At 33.9% G+C, this 17,287-nt stretch carries 16 protein-coding genes and 1 riboswitch; of the genes, 9 read left to right on the top strand and 7 right to left on the bottom strand.

The genetic code is table 11. The features are described from left to right. Positions 1-425: 425 nt before the first annotated feature. Entirely contained in the window at positions 426-1,061 is a 636-nt protein-coding gene (locus LC095_RS25860; RefSeq protein WP_226530800.1) for a hypothetical protein, read from the bottom strand. Positions 1,062-1,209: 148 nt separating this feature from the next. Then, a riboswitch (TPP riboswitch) is annotated at positions 1,210-1,315 on the top strand. 107 nt (positions 1,316-1,422) lie between these two features. On the opposite strand from LC095_RS25860, the gene thiT reads away from it, so the two are divergent. Next, a complete protein-coding gene (thiT, locus tag LC095_RS25855; protein ID WP_226530799.1) occupies positions 1,423-1,992 on the top strand; it encodes an energy-coupled thiamine transporter ThiT in 570 nt (189 codons plus the stop codon). 459 nt (positions 1,993-2,451) lie between these two features. Next, positions 2,452-3,567: a hypothetical protein gene (locus LC095_RS25850; RefSeq protein ID WP_226530798.1), complete on the top strand. Its 1,116-nt coding sequence runs from the start codon at positions 2,452-2,454 to the stop codon at positions 3,565-3,567. Positions 3,568-3,577: 10 nt separating this feature from the next. Here the strand turns inward: LC095_RS25850 and LC095_RS25845 are convergent, their stop codons facing one another. Next, positions 3,578-4,492 carry a DMT family transporter gene (locus LC095_RS25845; RefSeq protein WP_226530797.1) on the bottom strand — a complete coding sequence of 305 codons (915 nt, stop codon included), beginning with the start codon at positions 4,490-4,492 and terminating at the stop codon, positions 3,578-3,580. Positions 4,493-4,625: 133 nt separating this feature from the next. After that, on the bottom strand, positions 4,626-5,411 hold the full coding sequence (locus tag LC095_RS25840) for a hypothetical protein (protein ID WP_226530796.1): 786 nt from the start codon (positions 5,409-5,411) through the stop codon (positions 4,626-4,628). Positions 5,412-5,628: 217 nt separating this feature from the next. Here LC095_RS25840 and LC095_RS25835 point away from each other — a divergent pair, with 217 nt between their 5' ends. Beyond that, positions 5,629-7,029: a protoporphyrinogen oxidase gene (locus LC095_RS25835; RefSeq protein WP_226530795.1), complete on the top strand. Its 1,401-nt coding sequence runs from the start codon at positions 5,629-5,631 to the stop codon at positions 7,027-7,029. Positions 7,030-7,054: 25 nt separating this feature from the next. Here LC095_RS25835 and LC095_RS25830 read toward each other — a convergent pair whose 3' ends face one another. From LC095_RS25830 to LC095_RS25820, 3 genes are read right to left on the bottom strand one after another with little or no spacing between them, the layout of a single operon-like run. Next, positions 7,055-7,933: an SMP-30/gluconolactonase/LRE family protein gene (locus LC095_RS25830; protein ID WP_226530794.1), complete on the bottom strand. Its 879-nt coding sequence runs from the start codon at positions 7,931-7,933 to the stop codon at positions 7,055-7,057. A 39-nt stretch (positions 7,934-7,972) separates the two neighbouring features. After that, complete coding sequence (locus LC095_RS25825) at positions 7,973-9,823, bottom strand: ABC transporter ATP-binding protein (RefSeq protein ID WP_226530793.1); 1,851 nt, start codon at positions 9,821-9,823, stop codon at positions 7,973-7,975. Beyond that, complete coding sequence (locus tag LC095_RS25820) at positions 9,820-11,547, bottom strand: ABC transporter ATP-binding protein (RefSeq protein ID WP_226530792.1); 1,728 nt, start codon at positions 11,545-11,547, stop codon at positions 9,820-9,822. Before LC095_RS25820 ends, LC095_RS25825 begins: the two co-directional genes overlap by 4 nt. A gap of 169 nt (positions 11,548-11,716) precedes the next feature. Between LC095_RS25820 and LC095_RS25815 the strand changes: the two genes are divergently transcribed. From LC095_RS25815 to LC095_RS27000, 4 genes are all read left to right on the top strand, one after another. Next, positions 11,717-12,082 (top strand): DUF2188 domain-containing protein, encoded by a 366-nt coding sequence (locus tag LC095_RS25815; RefSeq protein WP_226530791.1) that lies wholly within the window; start codon positions 11,717-11,719, stop codon positions 12,080-12,082. A 266-nt stretch (positions 12,083-12,348) separates the two neighbouring features. Continuing rightward, positions 12,349-12,927: a tyrosine-type recombinase/integrase gene (locus LC095_RS27010; RefSeq protein WP_264196209.1), complete on the top strand. Its 579-nt coding sequence runs from the start codon at positions 12,349-12,351 to the stop codon at positions 12,925-12,927. A 56-nt stretch (positions 12,928-12,983) separates the two neighbouring features. Continuing rightward, positions 12,984-13,256: a tyrosine-type recombinase/integrase gene (locus tag LC095_RS27005; RefSeq protein ID WP_319005860.1), complete on the top strand. Its 273-nt coding sequence runs from the start codon at positions 12,984-12,986 to the stop codon at positions 13,254-13,256. A gap of 368 nt (positions 13,257-13,624) precedes the next feature. Further along, on the top strand, positions 13,625-13,759 hold the full coding sequence (locus tag LC095_RS27000; RefSeq protein WP_264196208.1) for a hypothetical protein: 135 nt from the start codon (positions 13,625-13,627) through the stop codon (positions 13,757-13,759). 91 nt (positions 13,760-13,850) lie between these two features. Here the strand turns inward: LC095_RS27000 and LC095_RS25805 are convergent, their stop codons facing one another. Then, positions 13,851-14,549: a hypothetical protein gene (locus LC095_RS25805; protein ID WP_226530790.1), complete on the bottom strand. Its 699-nt coding sequence runs from the start codon at positions 14,547-14,549 to the stop codon at positions 13,851-13,853. A gap of 993 nt (positions 14,550-15,542) precedes the next feature. Between LC095_RS25805 and LC095_RS27345 the strand changes: the two genes are divergently transcribed. Beyond that, entirely contained in the window at positions 15,543-15,857 is a 315-nt protein-coding gene (locus tag LC095_RS27345) for a DUF262 domain-containing protein (RefSeq protein ID WP_413467557.1), read from the top strand. After that, positions 15,740-17,185, top strand: coding sequence for an HNH endonuclease family protein (locus LC095_RS25795; protein WP_226530789.1), 1,446 nt, complete (start codon positions 15,740-15,742; stop codon positions 17,183-17,185). Before LC095_RS27345 ends, LC095_RS25795 begins: the two co-directional genes overlap by 118 nt. Positions 17,186-17,287 lie beyond the last annotated feature (102 nt).

The raw sequence follows: 17,287 nt of genomic DNA, 5'->3' as shown, positions 1-17,287 counted from the left end.
CCAGGATCAAACTCTCCAATAAAGTGTTTGATATAGCTCATAAAAATTTGTACTATATAGTACGTTTTTGTTAATCGAAATTAACGTTGGCACGCTTGGTTTTGTTTAGTTTTCAAAGATCATTTCGTTTGTCGTTCTCATCAGAAGCGACTTTATCAATATAACATCTTACAAACAGCTTGTCAACATTTATTTTTCGCTGTTGTTTTTTCTGTTTGTTTTCTTGTTCATCACTACCGCAGCAGCGACGTTTAATAATATATCACGATATTTTTATTCCAGCAAGTACTTTTTTCATTTTTTTTAATAAAAATTGATTGTAAACATCTAATTTAGTTTGCTGACCATATATTTGATTCCCTAATTGCACAAAAAACAGGATACAGAAAACGATCTGTATCCCTGGAGCATGATTATCTATATTTTTAATACATTCCTTGAACAATAAAGTTGCCGTTTTTATATTGTTGTTCTACCAATACAATCGCTTTATATCCCTCAACATCATTTACATCAAGCAAAATATTCTTCAATATATAGAACGATCTGATTTCTGGAGGCGTTTCTTCTTTTTTATTCGATTCGTTAAATAATGCAGGAGCTAATTTTATATGTTCCTCACAGTAACTTTTCCACTTTTGTAGGTGACACTTATTTTCATCTGCTGAAACTTCATATATATGTATTAACTTTTGATAAGCTCGATGAAGAGTAAAAATACATTTCGAGCGATGGATCACTTCAATGAGTAATGATTCTGCTAAATAATATTCTTTGAAATCAAAAGCCCAGGCAGCATTCCCTAAAAGGAAACGACAATCATCTCTCTTGGTTGTTGCAATACTATTCGGATGATCTATATCCTCCCCTTTTATACTTCCCCCAAATGACCACTTTGTACAATTACGGATAAAAGACCTTTCATGCGGATCTAAGTTATCCCAAAAATCAACAAGTTGTAATTGCTGAATTATCCCCCCATACTTCTTTTCTTTTTGCTGAACATTTAAATTCCTACTAGAAGTAGGTTGTTTGAATTGAAAGATATTTTTTATTCCCATCTATTCACCTCGTGGACAATTCTGGTGAATTATATGTCCTGCCCTGTTAGTTCATTACAATAAAACTTTCAGATTCTCTCTAATTCTATTTTTTAGTTGTTGATTAGTTAATGATGGTGTATAGTTATGTCTAAAATAAATAATACGTTTAAACCACAGGGGGAGCCTTTTAGCTGAGATTGAATGACTTCGATCATTCTAACCCTTTGAACCTGTTAGTTAATACTAGTGTAGGGATGTGGATGATCATCTATAAAGGTAATGTTTGGACTACTATGATCATTCCAATCATTGCTTTTTTTATTTTATTCACAGAAATGAAAGGTTCCCTTTGGTTTAATAAAAAAGTGAGGGAATAAGATTGCAAAGAAATCAGCGTTTAGTATTTTTAATCGAAGTTGCCATGTTAGGGGCTTTAGCATTTTTATTGGATTTGTTATCAGGGGTCATCGGGAAATTACCACAAGGTGGATCTATTTCATTAGGCATGATACCAGTATTTATTATGGCATATCGTTGGGGATTAAAAGGCGGATTATTAACTGGGCTTATTTTAGGTTTATTACAAGCTATTATTAACCCGTATATTGTTCACCCTGTTCAAGGTTTCCTCGATTATTATTTAGCTTTCACTTTAGTAGGAGCAAGTGGTGTATTCTATAAGGCTATTCAAAATGCATTAACTAATAAAAATCGAAAAATGGCCATTTTATTTATAACACTGGGAACCATTTTAGGCGGCATCCTTAGAGCAGCTGCGCATATCATTGCAGGAGTTTTCTTTTTTGCTTCTTTCGCACCGGAAGGAACACCTGTTTTAATCTACTCGATCGGATACAATGCTTCCTATATGATCCCTACAATAATAGTTTCAGCCATTGTTGCTAGTTTATTATTACTAACAGCTCCACTATTGGTAAATAGAAAATAGTTCATTACCTTGGTCATTGACCAAGGTTTTTGTTTGTCTATTTACTCTATCCCCTATATCTTTTTAAAAAGTTATCATATTCAACCGTTCTCCGGCATGTATTAATAGAAAGACTAGATTGTATATAACGGAGGACAAAAGATGAGTATATCCCTGGCTATTATTCTACTAACTTTATCTCTATCTTTATTTCACTTTTCCTATGGATATAAGGAAGCTATTCGAATTAGTAATGAAGAAGGACCTGTTCACGGTTTGTCTTTAATTATCAGCTTCCCCTTGGGTTTTGTATTTGCTTATCTATGTTCAATTTTTTACTTACAATAATTTCCAGAGGATGGTACATAGGGTTCGGAACCCTATGTACCATCCTCTTTTCATGCTTAATCACCGTCATTTTTTCAGGGCCTTGTTCATATGTATAAAGAATATAAAAGATCACCTATCTTGGAGGTCACATTGAAAACATTTATTTGGGTCTTAAAGAATTTCATCTATTTTTTACTTGTTTTTTGTGTGCTTTTTGTCATTTCTGTATGCATCCATTTATTTTTCAACATAAAAATCTCTACATCTTACAGCATCATCATGACGCTGGTTTCCTTTTTACTTTTTTGTTTTTGTCTTTATTTACTTCTTCGCCCTAAGAAAGAACTTATATTTATTAAAAGAAGCGGTATTCTACCATTTATTTTACTGACCATTAGCACGGCTTTTTTATCTATCTATTTTCTATCCATCAATCTCATGATTGCAACAGAACTTGGAGAAAACCTGACTATTGAAGAAAAATACCAATTATATTTGATTCCTTTTCAAAAGAAAACTGTCACACTGGCTGATTATCGAGAAATGAAGGAAGATAAATTGACGTCTACATATGGTCATGTAGATATTTATCATGATCCGGAAGAGATCGAATTAATCCCTATAATTGAAGATTCACTTGATAAAGCGGATAAACTTACAACAACGATTTTCGGGGAGGTGAAAGATAATCAAATTGATTTAATTCTTCATTCCTCACCTCAGGAATTATATGAAAAAACATCACTAATTGAAACAATGGGATATTTTGATGATCCAAACAACATAATAGGGATCGCCATTACAGACAAATCAAACATCCTCGCTGATCAGATGCCTCAATCTTTTTATTTTCAAAGTACACTTCTTCATGAATATACACATTATCGTTTACAAGCATTTATTAAACAACAGGGCCTCTATGTATATAGAATTCCTTTATGGTTTCATGAGGGCGTTGCAGAATATGTTGGAATGTATAATGTTGCCCATAGGTATTATCCTTTTCAAGAGGTTGAATTTGTAAATCTTGATAGCCACCAAGATTGGGAAAAGTATCGGTTAGAGGAGTATGATGTTTATTTACAGAGTTACTATGGAATTAAATATCTTGTTGATCAATATGGAGAATCTATGATCAAAACAATAGTTATTGAAACAGCAAAAGAAAATAATTTTGATAAAGGATTTTCGAAAGCAACCGGGATAACGATTGATGAGTTACAAGAACTGTATCTCAAAGAAGCAAAACAATCCTATACGGAATAAAGCCTCCAATTTACTCATTGGTAGGCTTTATTTCTTTTTTCATCACTTTTAATATTTTCCTCTCAAACACATAGAAAATGATGCCTATCATAATGATTATTCCTCCTATAACCTGCGGAAGAATCATTTTTTCTCCTAGTATATAATAGGCAAGAATAATAGAGCCTACCGGTTCAAAGAGAATCATGACTGAGATGGTATTTGTACTTACCCACTTTAAAGACCAATTAAAAAGTGAATGACCTAGAAGAGTAGCAACAACTGCTAATAACAGAAAATACATCCAATCTTCCTTTGGATAAGGTCCTAATGGATATTGCAATAAAAGGCAATAGCATAATAGGGTAATTGAGCTTATTCCATATACAATAAACGTGTACAATGTTAATGAATGACGCTTTCGTATTCCTTGCCCAAATAAAAGATAAGCCGTAATCATCGCACATGCTGCTAATGCCAATAAGTCGCCGATTAATGCTATGCCACTTATTTTGAAATCCCCCCAGCTGATTATCACACTTCCAGTTATAGCGATCAACCCGCTAATAATGGCCACAATGGACACTTTTTCTTTAAAAAACAAAAAAGTACCGATAAATGCAAACAAAGGCTGAAGGGTCACTAATACAACTGAACTAGCCACAGATGTGTAATTTAACGATTCAAACCATAAGATAAAATGAAAAGCTAAAAAAACTCCTGCGATTGTTGAATAGATCCAGTCTTTTTTCGAGAGATTTTTCATTTCAGAGAAATGTCTTAAGAAGAAGATCGGGGCAATAAGAACAGTTGAAAACAACAGCCGATAAAAAGCAATAACAGGAGCCGGAGCAGTTGCTAACTTTACAAAAATGGCTGATGTAGAAACAGCAATAACCCCAACAATTAATGCAGCATAAGGTAGAAATCGTGGTGATGATTCCACTTGTTTTCCTCCAATCTTTCACTATAAAAAGCTTTCAACATTTTAACACGAAAGATTGGGTTGCAGCATGAAAGTTTTTGTAAATGCAAAAATTCAAAAGAGGATGACTAACAATAAAGTCATCCTCCTCCATTTATTTATGTGAATGGTTTCCTTTGTGATGCCTTTCTTGATGTCTCATAAAGTGTAAATCTCGATTTTCATCATCAAAAGGAAATAGCTTTTGTTTTTTGGCTTCTTCTTTGTAATTAATGAAAATATCCTCCAAAATTTCCTGGGTTGATTTATTTTTCACATCAATTCCCAGCTTTTCCGCAGTTTGCAGGGTCTTTTTATCGATAACTTCCCGGGCAATTTCTTTTAATTCCTTACCATCTGTATTAATTCCTAATTCCTTTGCAGCGTTCATAACACTTACTTCAAATATTTCTCTACTTATGTCGTCTAATGATTTACCCTCTGTATCAATATTAAGTTCTTTTGCCTTATTCATAATGAGAGTTTCTCGAATTTCATCTGCGATTTCTTTCATTTCTTTTCCATCTGTTTTAATCCCTAATTCTTTTGCTTTGTTTAAAATATGTAATTCTCGAATTTCTTTTGCAATTTCCTCAAGCTTTTTTCCTTCCGTTTTAATTCCCAGCTCTTTTGCTTTTTCTAAAATTTTCGCCTCATGAACTTCGCGAGCTAAAACCTCTGTATCTTTTCCTTCTGTTTCTATCCCTAATTCTTCCGCACGCTTTTTAATGATTTCCGGATTTATTCGATGTCTTTTATGATGAAACTCTTCCTTATCAAGTCCTATATCCATAAGTGTGGGTTCATCTTTAGTACTATTTTCTGCAAACGCATGATTCACACCTATTAAACTTAACGTTAAAACACTGATTGACACCAATTTACCCAATTTCCTATTCATGTTTCACTACCTCCTAAGTTTTTTACACTATTTATTTCCAAACGTGACCTTCTCCATTTATAGTCTCCAATATTCTTAAAATAATTGTTAAAAATATGTTTCATTTTTTCGACATTACCTAAAATGGTGTGTACACTTGGGCATAACATATATAATGTGAAATAGATAACATGTTTACGACTAGATAATTGTTAACTAGTCATTAGGAGTGAAATTAGTGAAAACGGTTCTCGTTATAGGTGGCGGCATTACTGGTCTTACTGCCATGTATTATTTACAAAAATATAAAAATGAACAAAAACTGGACTTACAACTCATTCTTGTTGAACAAAGCAAGCAATTAGGTGGAAAAATTCGAACAGTACACCATGATGAATTTATAATGGAAACGGGTGCAGACTCGATTGTTGCACGAAACGAAGGTGTGATGCCGCTAATTAAAGAGTTACAAATGGAAGATGAAATTGTATACAATGAAACAGGTATTTCCTATATTTATACCAAAAATGAACTAAAACCAATTCCTGCTGATTCTGTTTTTGGAATTCCTACAACCATAAAATCATTATTCAGCAGTGCTTTGATCTCTCCGAAAGGAAAAATGGTGGCATTAAAGGACTTTGTCACAAAAAACAAACACTTCACAAGTGAGGATTCCGTCGGAGAATTTCTTGAGGCTTTTTTAGGAAAGGAAATCGTAGAAAATCAAATATCACCCGTTCTTTCGGGTGTTTATTCCGGTAAACTTAATAAACTTACCATGGCTTCTACCCTTCCCTATCTACTAGAATATAAAAATCGGTACGGGAGTATTATCCGTGGAATGTCTAAAAACAAAGCAAAATTCCAATCATCTAGTAATAAAAAATTTGTTTCTTTTAAAGGTGGACTATCAGCGATCATTGATACACTTGAAAAACAATTAACAGATGTAAACATCCTAACAGGAGTAAAGTCAAACAACATAAAGCATATTGAAAACAAATATGAAGTTACATTGGATAATCATGATACAATCTTAGCGGATTTTGTTGTTTTAGCAACACCTCATGATGTAGCACAGAAAGTATTAAAAGATAATGATCTAAATCATGAATTTGATAAATTAAAGAACTCGTCACTTACGAGTGTTTATTTTGGCTTCGAAATACCAGATGATAAACTTCCTGCCAATGGCACCGGTTTTATCGTAACAGAAAATAGTGACCTTCATTGTGATGCTTGTACTTGGACTAGCCGGAAATGGACACATACGTCCTCAAAGAGAAAACTCCTTGTTCGCCTATTTTATAAGAGCTCAAATCCTTTCTATGAAACATTAAAGAATATGAGTGAGCAAGAAATGATCCAAACAGCGTTAACTGATATTGAAAAAAGCCTCGGAATTACCGCTAAACCGATCACGGTTGAAGTAACAAACTGGGACAATTTAATGCCTAACTACCATCTTGAGCATAATCTTGCGGTGACCTCACTTGGTAAAAAAATGAGTGAAACGTTCCCTAACCTTTTTATCGCTGGTGCCTCTTATTTTGGAGTAGGTATTGGAGCATGTATCAAGAACGGAAAACAGACAGCAGAAAAAATTGTCGAGTATTTATTAAGAAAAGCAGTGTAACCACTATGGATTACACTGCTTTTCCTTATATGGAGCCTCTGTAAACTTGACCTACCATGCCTTTTTCTTTCGTTTTCACTTTAAAAAGCCCACCAGCTTGAGGATGTAAAGCTAACTCTTCTTCAGTTAAGCCTTGCCTAGCAGTTGTAATAAACAACTCATCTAACTCCTTTCCTCCAAATGTACATGATGTAACATTTGATGCTGGAACATGCACTTCATCTAATTGCTTTCCACTATGGGGATTCCATCTCGTCACCCTGGAACCTCCCCAATGTGCAACCCATATCATTCCTTCCTGATCAATTGTCATTCCATCCGGGGAACCCATTCCATCTGGGATTTGCACGGCTGTTCCTTTATAAACGATATCTCCTGTTTGTTGATCATAACGATAGGTTGATACTTCACCAGTAGGAGTATCAATGTAGTACATATATTTTTGATCAGGACTCCATGCCAAACCATTTGATACGGTGACAGGTGAAATCATTCTTTTCAATTGTCCTTTAAGATCTACACGATATAATGAGCCCATCCCTTTTTTAGCACTAACATCCATTGTTCCTATATACAAACGTCCAGAAGGATCACACTTTCCATCATTAAACCGATTATGTGGTAAATCCTTTTCCGGATCACCAATTAAGGTCAATTCGTTCGTTTCTAAATCAAAAAGATGGATCCCATTTTGAAGACCTACTACCAATCGGTCATCTACTGCCGGTATGACTGCACCGATATAATGTTCGAACTGAAACGTGTCATTATGATGGTTTTCAGGATTGTAACGATGTAGCTTTTTACTAATAATATCAACCCAATATAGAACATGTCCGTCCCAATGGGGACCTTCGCCTAAAGTTGCCTTTTCGTCAATAACCAGTTCTGCTTGATACGCCATATTTCTTTCTCCCCTTCACATTACCTTAATCCTTCTTTCTTATGAAGATACTGACTCGGCTTGACTGAATTGACTTTCATATAAATCCGAATAAAAGCCACCTGCAGCTAAAAGTTCTTCATGAGTTCCTTTTTCGATAATATTACCTTGATTCATAACTAGAATGAGGTCGGCATCTCGAATCGTAGACAAACGGTGTGCAATAACAAAACTTGTTCTACCGTTTAATAGATTGTTCATCGCCTTTTGAATGTTCATTTCTGTTCTTGTATCAACACTGCTTGTTGCTTCATCAAGTATAAGAATTTTTGGGTTAGTGATAATTGCTCGGGCTATCGTAAGAAGCTGACGTTGTCCTTGAGAAAAATTTGTCGCATCCTCACCAAGCATAGTGTCATAACCGTCAGGAAGTGTACGAATAAAATCATCTGCATAGGCATTTTTGGCTGCATCTTCAATTTCTCGATCTGTTACACCCTTATTTCCATAAGCAATGTTTTCACGTATCGTGCCATTAAATAGCCATGTATCCTGTAAAACCATTGCAAACATACTTCGAACCTGCTCCCTGCTCATATCAGATAAACTAACACCATCAACCTTTATTGATCCTTTATCCAACTCATAAAATCGCATTAATAAATTGACAATTGTCGTTTTTCCTGCCCCTGTTGGTCCAACAATTGCGACTGTCTGGCCTTCTTTTACTTCCAAACTTACATCATGAATGATGGGATGGCTTTTATCATATCCGAATTGAATATGGTCGAACTCTATATGCCCTCGAAGTGAAGATACTTGAAGGGAAGCATCTTTTTCTTCTTTCTCCTCTTCTTCATCTAATAAAATAAACACGCGCTCAGCAGAAGCAATTGCAACCTGTATCATATTGGCAATCCCTGCTACCTGTGCCAATGGATGTGAAATTTGCTGAGTGTATTGAATAAAAGCTTGAACATCACCAACACGGATGTTTCCATTTAATACGAGCAATCCACCAGATATCGCGACAATTATAAATCCCAGGTTTCCGACAAACCCCATTAACGGCATCATGAGGCCAGAAATAAATTGAGCTCTCCAACTTGAGTCATAAAGTTGATCATTAATTTTATCGAATGTTTCTATCGACTTCTCCTCACGACCAAATGCTTTTATGACTTGATGTCCCGTGAACATTTCTTCTATATGTCCATTTATATTCCCAAGCTCCTCTTGTTGTTTAACGAAATGTTTTTGGGAAAATTTCGTTATAAAACCTGCCACAAATAAACTTAAAGGAATTGTCACTAATACAACTAAAGTTAGCACCGGGCTTATAACAAGCATCATGATGATAATCCCGAGAATGGAAATAACAGAGTTAATCACTTGCGTGAGTGCTTGTTGTAATGAGTTATTGATATTGTCGATATCATTTACAGCTCTACTTAATAAGTCACCATGTGAATGTTGATCAAAATACTTAAGAGGGAGCCGGGATAATTTCTCATTTACTTCCTTCCTCAATTGAGCAACCGTTCTCTGTGAAATGGACGCCATTACATATTGCTGTAAATACGAAAACAAAGATGAAAATAAGTATAAACAAATAAGAAGCAACAATATTCTTGCAATATATTCAAAATCAACAGATGTTCCCGTGGTAAAGCTATCAAATATAGATGAAGTTGCGTCACCTAAAAGCTTTGGACTAATAACATTAAACAGTGTTGAAAAAATCGCTGCAATCGTGACAACAATCAAGCGGTTTTTCCAAGGTTTTAAGTAACCTAGCAGTCTTTTAAATGTTTTCTTAAAGTCCTTTGGCTTCTCAGTAGGCATCATTCCATGTCCATGGGGACGACCGACTCTCATAGGATGTCCGCCGCTTTGGTTTTTCTCACTCATGCACTCACCTCCCCATTCTGTTGAGAAGCAACAATTTCTTGATAAATTTTATTATTTTCCAGCAATTCTGCATGTGTCCCAATACCTGCAACTTCTCCTTCATTTAACACGATAATTTTTTCAGCATCTTTTACCGTATTCACACGCTGAGCAACAATGATCAATGTCGCTTCAGCCGTTTCAGATTTTAAGGCATCTCTTAAGATACGATCTGTTTTATAATCTAATGCTGAGAAGCTATCGTCAAACAAATAAATTTGAGGTTTTCTGACAAGTGAACGTGCTATTGATAACCTTTGCTTTTGTCCACCCGAAAGGTTTACACCCGCTTGTTCAAGTGTACTATGTATTCCTTTTTCTCTCGTTTCTACAAAATCAAGTGCTTGTGCGGTTTTTAATGCTGTATAGATGTCATCTTCGGTTGCATCTTCTTTTCCAAATGCAATATTTTCAAAAATGGTTCCACTAAATAATGTTGCTTTCTGAGGAACATATCCAATTTTGCTTCGAAGAGTACTTTGCTTTATGTTTTTTATATCCTGTCCGTCAATTAAAAGCTCTCCACCTTCCACATCATAGAAACGGGGAATTAACTGAAGAACTGTCGTTTTGCCCGAACCGGTACTTCCTATGATAGCTGTGGTTTCGCCTGGCATTGCAGTAAAAGAGATTTTTTTAAGAACAGGCTTTTCCGCCCCTTCATAACGAAACGTCACATCTTTAAATTCAATCCTCCCATGATTTTGTTTAGGTAACATTTCGTGGACAGGATCTGTTATCATCTGTTTCGCCTGTAACACTTCACTTAAACGTTTAGCAGAAACTTGTGCACGCGGAATCATAATAAAGGCCATTGATAACATAATAAGCGACATTAAAATCATGGCTGCATATTGAATAAATGCCAGTAAATTCCCTACCTGCATTTCTCCTTGGTCAATCCGGATTGCGCCAAACCAAACAATCGCAATATTTGTAAAGTTCATGATGATCAACATAATCGGAAACATAAACGCCATTAGCTTACCGACTTTAATTCCAGTATCTCGAAAATCCTCATTCGCATGATTAAATCGTGTTCTCTCATGCTCAACACGGTTAAAGGCCCGAACAACACGAACTCCTGTTAGCGCTTCCCTTAAAATCAGTGTTAAACGATCCGTTTTCTTTTGCATAGCCGAAAATAACGGAATCGCTTTTCTGGCAACGACAAAAATAACAAGCGCCAAGATAGGCAAAGCAACCAGAAATACAAGTGATAATGTACGATCACGAGACACCGCTAAAATGACTCCACCAACTAACATTAAAGGTGCCCTTGTCATCATTCTCTGCATCATATTAATCACATCCTGAACAACCTTCACATCATTTGTTGTTCTCGTAATAAGTGATGCAGAACCAAACTTTTCATATTCCTCAAGAGAGAAATGCTCAATATGAACAAATAAATGCCTTCTCATATCACGCCCAAACCCAAGCGATACCTTTGAAGCAAAATAACTTACTCCCACCATTAAAATAATCGCCATAAGAGAGCAAACTAACATCCATCCCCCTGTTTGCAAGATAAAAGATACATCGGAGTTAACGATTCCTACGTCTACAATCTCAGCCATCAAAGTTGGCAAATAAAGCTCAAAAAGTATCGCAATTAACGAAAACAAAAGAACAAGAAAAAGCTGCTTTCTATAAGGCTTTAAATATTTCATCATTTCTACCATTCGGTCACCTCATTGCACATTTTTATACTATGACCATTATAATATAGGTCCTATAGTTAACCTAATGAAATGTTAGATTTGATAAAGGCTTTCAAGTTTAAAAATCTCATTGAGTGGTAATAGACTAGTATGGTTGATTTTTACTAATAAGGAGAAAGGTGTGGTATTAATGCCATGGAACAAAAATGATTATCCACCCTCTATGAAAAATCTAACTGAATCAACTAGAACAAAAGCAATTGAAATTGCTAATGCTCTATTAGAAGAAGGCTATGAAGAAGGAAGAGCAATTAGCATCGCTATTTCTAAAGCAAAAGAAGTGACAAACTCTATAGATACATCAGGAAATGACGCAACCTATCACCTAGTCCCTCATAGTGGTGAATGGGCAATAAAGAAAGAAAACTCCAAAAGAGTAACCGAGGTGTTTCAAACAAAAAATGAGGCATTGGTAAAAGGAAATAAACTCGTAAAAAAGAATAATGCTAGACTTATTGTTCATAAAAAAGATGGAACGATTGAGAGAGTAAGTTGAAAGCTTCAGAGAAAATAGCGGGTTTGTTTAACAACCCGCTATTTTTTTCTTGTCAATTTGCCTGAAGGCGTGTACAATACTGCTATATTCATTTTTACGGGGCATTAGCTCAGCTGGGAGAGCGCTACGCTGGCAGCGTAGAGGTCTACAGAAGTACTCCCAACGCTTGAGTTGACAGGTTTTAACCCGGATTATGATCAGCAGTCTATTGTATACTAATTTTATGAAGATATTGACCTTCTTACAAAAGTTAAGGAGGTCTTTTTATGTTAATTGAAATGAGTTTCAAAGAGTTAATCGCAGAAAAGAAATTTCAAGGGTTAACTGAAAACAGTTTAAAGTCTTATGATAATCTTTTTAATGTGCTTGGAAAATGGTTTATGCAAGAGGGTATTGAGCATACACAGGATTTGACAAATGCTTCAATCAAATCATTTCTTAGATGGTGTATGGATAACGGTAATAAGCCTAAAACCATTAACTCAAAGTTAAAGTTAATTAGAGCATGGTCTAGATGGATGTTAGAAGAAGAAATAATTAGTAAAGATATTTGCAAAAGTATTAAACTAATTCGTGAAGATGACTCACCAAAGATTGTAAGAGAAGAAGATATTCAACTTGCTCTTAGACAACTAAGAAGAAAGAAAAGAAGAGAAGATAGTTTCTATTCTATAAGAAATTACACCATAATGATTACTTTAATTGGAACAGGGTTAAGAATAAATGAACTCGTAAGCCTAGATTGGAATGATATTAACTTCAATGACCATCTAATCACCATAAAAAAAGCAAAGGCAGAAAACAGGGTTCAGTCCCCCTTTCAGAGACTTTATCTAAAGAGTTAAACAGTTGGAAAACTTATGTTGAAAATTAGTATAGCGATGTTCCAACAGAAGTATTTATTAACCAAAAAGGAAAAAGATTAACTAAAAATGGCGTACAACTTTTTATCAAACGGTTGAAACAAGACTTAGGTATTGAAGGTGACTTTTCTCCACACGCTATGAGGAATGTTTTTATAAAAAGACTATTGATGAACAAGGCTAATTTAAGAGAGATTCAGTTACTTGCTAGCCATTCTAAAATTGACGTTACTAGACAATATATAGGTTATTTCCAACACGAACTAAAAGAAATACTTGATGAACATGATCCTCTTCGTGGTTTAATTTAGTTAGTTTTTACACCCATTTTCTATTAAGGATAAAGTGAAGTTAATTAATAGAGAAAAGATAATTTATATGGCTTTAGATATAAATAATAAGTGGTTTAAGTTATTAGAGAAGAAGGATATAAAGGTTAATCTTTTGTCCAAAAAACAATATCGAAAGGAAAATTTTTCGAATTTATTTTAATACTTCTATACAAAGCAAAAGTCCATCGCTTAAAGAATTGATGAGATGGACAGGTAAAAGCGAAAAGGTCATACAAGAAACTGTTCAATCACTTAGGGAAAAAGGGTTTCTTAGTAATGGATAAAGAAAATAATTTAATTGCAAATCGAATTAAAGTAAACGTACAAAGTAAAAAGAAATGATATTTATGAATGCTGAATGGATAAAACTTATATCAGAGTTAGAAAAAGAAGGAATTGATGCAAGAGAAGCAAACAGAATGATACGTACACTTCAAATGATTGAAAAGATCATGGATACAACAAAGGAACTACAAAAATAAAAAGGTTCCCAAGCACAACACTTTACTTTGGACGGGTACAGTGCTTGGGAAAATGGACTCTGCTAGTTAGATAAATACCAACTAATGTTTTTTAAAGTACTGGCCAACAAGTCCATGATCCAGTTGGAGGTGGTGTGAGCATAGTTCTTTTCATGTATATACCTTTATCATTCCAATTACATAGATCAATCGAAGCATTAAGATAAATTGCTCCAGCTGCAACTACTGCTGCAACCTTTACGTTAAGTTTTAATGCAGCTGCCAAACTAGCTGCTCCACCCCCATATGCAATAACTTTCTTTAGTTTTGCAACATCGCTGTTAGTCAATTTATAAAAACCAGACCCAATAACGGTAAACATTGGTGATATCTCTGATTCTACAATACTATCTTTCTCTTTAAATGTTATTAAATTTGTTTCAGGTAGTAAAGAAGCAACTATCTCACCTTCCTTAATTTGTGCGTTTGCTTCTTTTATGAATTTTTTATATGCTTTAAAAGCTTTTTGACTTACATTTGCTTTTTTTGCATTATTAATTTCTAATTTAATTGTTCCATCCTTATTAATAACAGTTGATTCTTCTAAATTCGACTCTGCAATTTCTAAAGCTAAATTTAATTGCTCATCAGAAATACTCACATTCACAACATAATCACCACTACTAGTTATTTCTTCATCTGTTAACGGACTCTTACTAACCATATCTTCTGAAGCCGAGGCAAAACTTGGAGATACTGCTCCAAAAGCAAAAACAACTAACAAAAATAAGATTAAAAACTTTGATTTCATTTTTCTTCCCCCTGTGGTATTTTTTGGCACAAGATAATAGTATCATTAAAGTAATAGGGGATTTTAACCAAATATAAAAAGGGTAAAAAATTACCATTTTTTTCAATTCTATTTTTATTTTTTTATACATAAAGTAGAATTTATATATATTTACAAAGGAGGGAATGTAGTGAATGATAATAAAACAATTTTGATTTTTGTTTTATGTATACCTGTTTTTATGTTAGTAACATCTTTTGATTTATCGATTCAAAGCGATAAAATAAAAGGAGTAATATTTCTTGGGTATTCTTACCCTTTAATCTTACTAATGTATTATTTTGTAAGAGTTAAAATAGTAAAACCTCTATTAATACTTTCACTTGGTCTAATAACCTGGACTACGTTTTCTAGTTTTTTATTCAATGATTTATTTATCACAATAGGATTATTTATTATTTCAACCTTAACAATTCTAATCACAATCTTTTACAACCTAAGAACAACAAATTAGTTACAAAAAATTTACATTCTAATAATATTTAATAAAACCTCCTATGATCTAATGGTCTTAGATTAATTCACATAGGAGGTTTAATTTTATGAAGACAAACTTTATACAAAAAGGTGAACAAGACTTTATTAAGTGTAAAAACAGTCATCAATTTTGCTATCTGAGGTAATTATGTTTGGATGAAAGCGATGAATGGAAAATATATTATATCCAGCTGAATTTCACAAAGAATGATAGATCAATATAAATCTGAACGTTAGATGCTATCTACGCAACATTTTGATAGATTATTATGAGACACACAACTTTGATCCATTATTTCTAACTGTCACGAAAGACAATCAATTATAGCTTTAATGTTTAATATACATTCGTATCGTAATAAAGAATACAAGGGTTTGTACCTAGATGTGTTAATACGATTACCTAAGCGATCATTAGAGTCAAACCTTTAAACCACCCCCCTCCTGCATTGCCAAAAGACCACATTACATACTGTTATGTGGTCTTTTTCTCATGATATATTGGAATTAAGCTGGGCATTAATTTACAATAGTAATAGGAAATATCTAACATGGATTTTACGGAAGGTGACTCGAATGAAGGCAAACGAAACTATAATTCAACCAATGATAGAAGGTACAAAGCAATTTGTAATCCCTTTATTTCAACGTACATATAGTTGGTCAAATCAGCAATGGAATCAATTATGGGAGGATATTCTAGATATACGGCAGAAGAAATTCATGAAAATCTCCTTGTTAATAAGTGGAAGTCAAATGATAATCATTTCAAGCTATTACCTACGCAAGTAGATAGAGATACACATAAAGCACTTGTCAATTCTGATGATATACAGCACAACAAATCTAACATCAAACAAGCTTATGATTTCTTTAAAAAGAAAATAATAAACACAGAAATTGAATTACGTGAGCTTAAATCACTTGTTTCGAACAGATTATCTTTAGTAAGTATTGTTTTAGCATCTGACGATAATCCTTACTTAGTATTTGAAAGCTTAAATGCAAAAGGTAGACCTCTTACACAAGCAGACTTAATTAGAAACTTTTTTTTCATGAGAATACCTACAGAGATGCACGAAGAAGTATTTCAAATACATTGGAAACCAATGCAAGATTTTTTTGGCGATTCACTAACAGAATACATAAGACATTATTTAATGCGTAAAGGTAAATTTGTTAGAAAAAACGATGTATACATTGACTTAAAGAAATTAGTAACACAAGAAAATGCCATTAACCAGATTGAACAACTTTATAGATTTTCAAATTATTACAAGTGCATCATTAGTCCAGAATTTGAAGAAAACATAGATGTAAGAAATGCAATAACTAGACTTAACGAACTTGAAGCTAAAACGACTTATCCCTTCCTACTATATGCATTTTCACTCTATAAGGACAACCAACTTTCTTCAAGTAACTTGGTAGCTGTAATAAAAGTGATTGAGAATTATCTAATTAGGAGATTTGTGTGTAATATCCCAACAAATGAGTTAAACAAAATCTTCCCTTCTCTTGTACTAAAAGTAGAAGGATTTGAACAAAATGAACTCTTAGAAGAATTAAAAGCAACCTTGCAGAATAGAGGCTATCCAAAAGACCAAGAATTTGTTGAAAAACTTACAACCTCTAAGTTGTATGGTGCAGGAGATAGGGCTAGAAAGACTAAATTTATGCTAGTATCTATAGAAGAATCATATAAGCATAAAGAAAAAGTAAATTATGATAATCTTACGGTTGAACATATAATGCCTCAAACATTGACAGACTCTTGGAAAATAACACTTGGTGAGGATTGGGATGAAATTCATGATGCCCATCTACATGTAATAGGAAATCTCACTTTAACAGCATATAACTCAGAAATGTCTAATGAATCGTTCCAGAAAAAAACGAAACATCTATCAAATAGTCACTTGGAGATTAACAAAGGTTTTAAAAGCCTACAAACATGGGGACATGATGAAATTAAAGCCCGAACAAGAAAACTTGTTGATAAGTGTCTAGAAATTTGGAGCTACTTTGGCTCAAAAGAAAACGAAATAAAAGATGTTAAAGGGACTTCACCGAGACTATTATTATTAAAACAAAAGAGATATGTGAATCGGCTACACTAAACTAGACAGGAAAATTAAGGTCAAGTAGACTACAGATATTATACTCGAGGAGAATCTACGATGACTAAAAGAGAACGTCGAACATTTAATGCAGAATTTAAA

Origin of the sequence: Metabacillus niabensis (assembly GCF_020524345.1) — a bacterium.
GTDB classification, from domain to species: domain Bacteria; phylum Bacillota; class Bacilli; order Bacillales; family Bacillaceae; genus Metabacillus; species Metabacillus niabensis_B.
The sequence above is the reverse complement of the archived record's forward strand: the minus strand, read 5'-3'. Positions and strand labels throughout refer to the sequence as shown.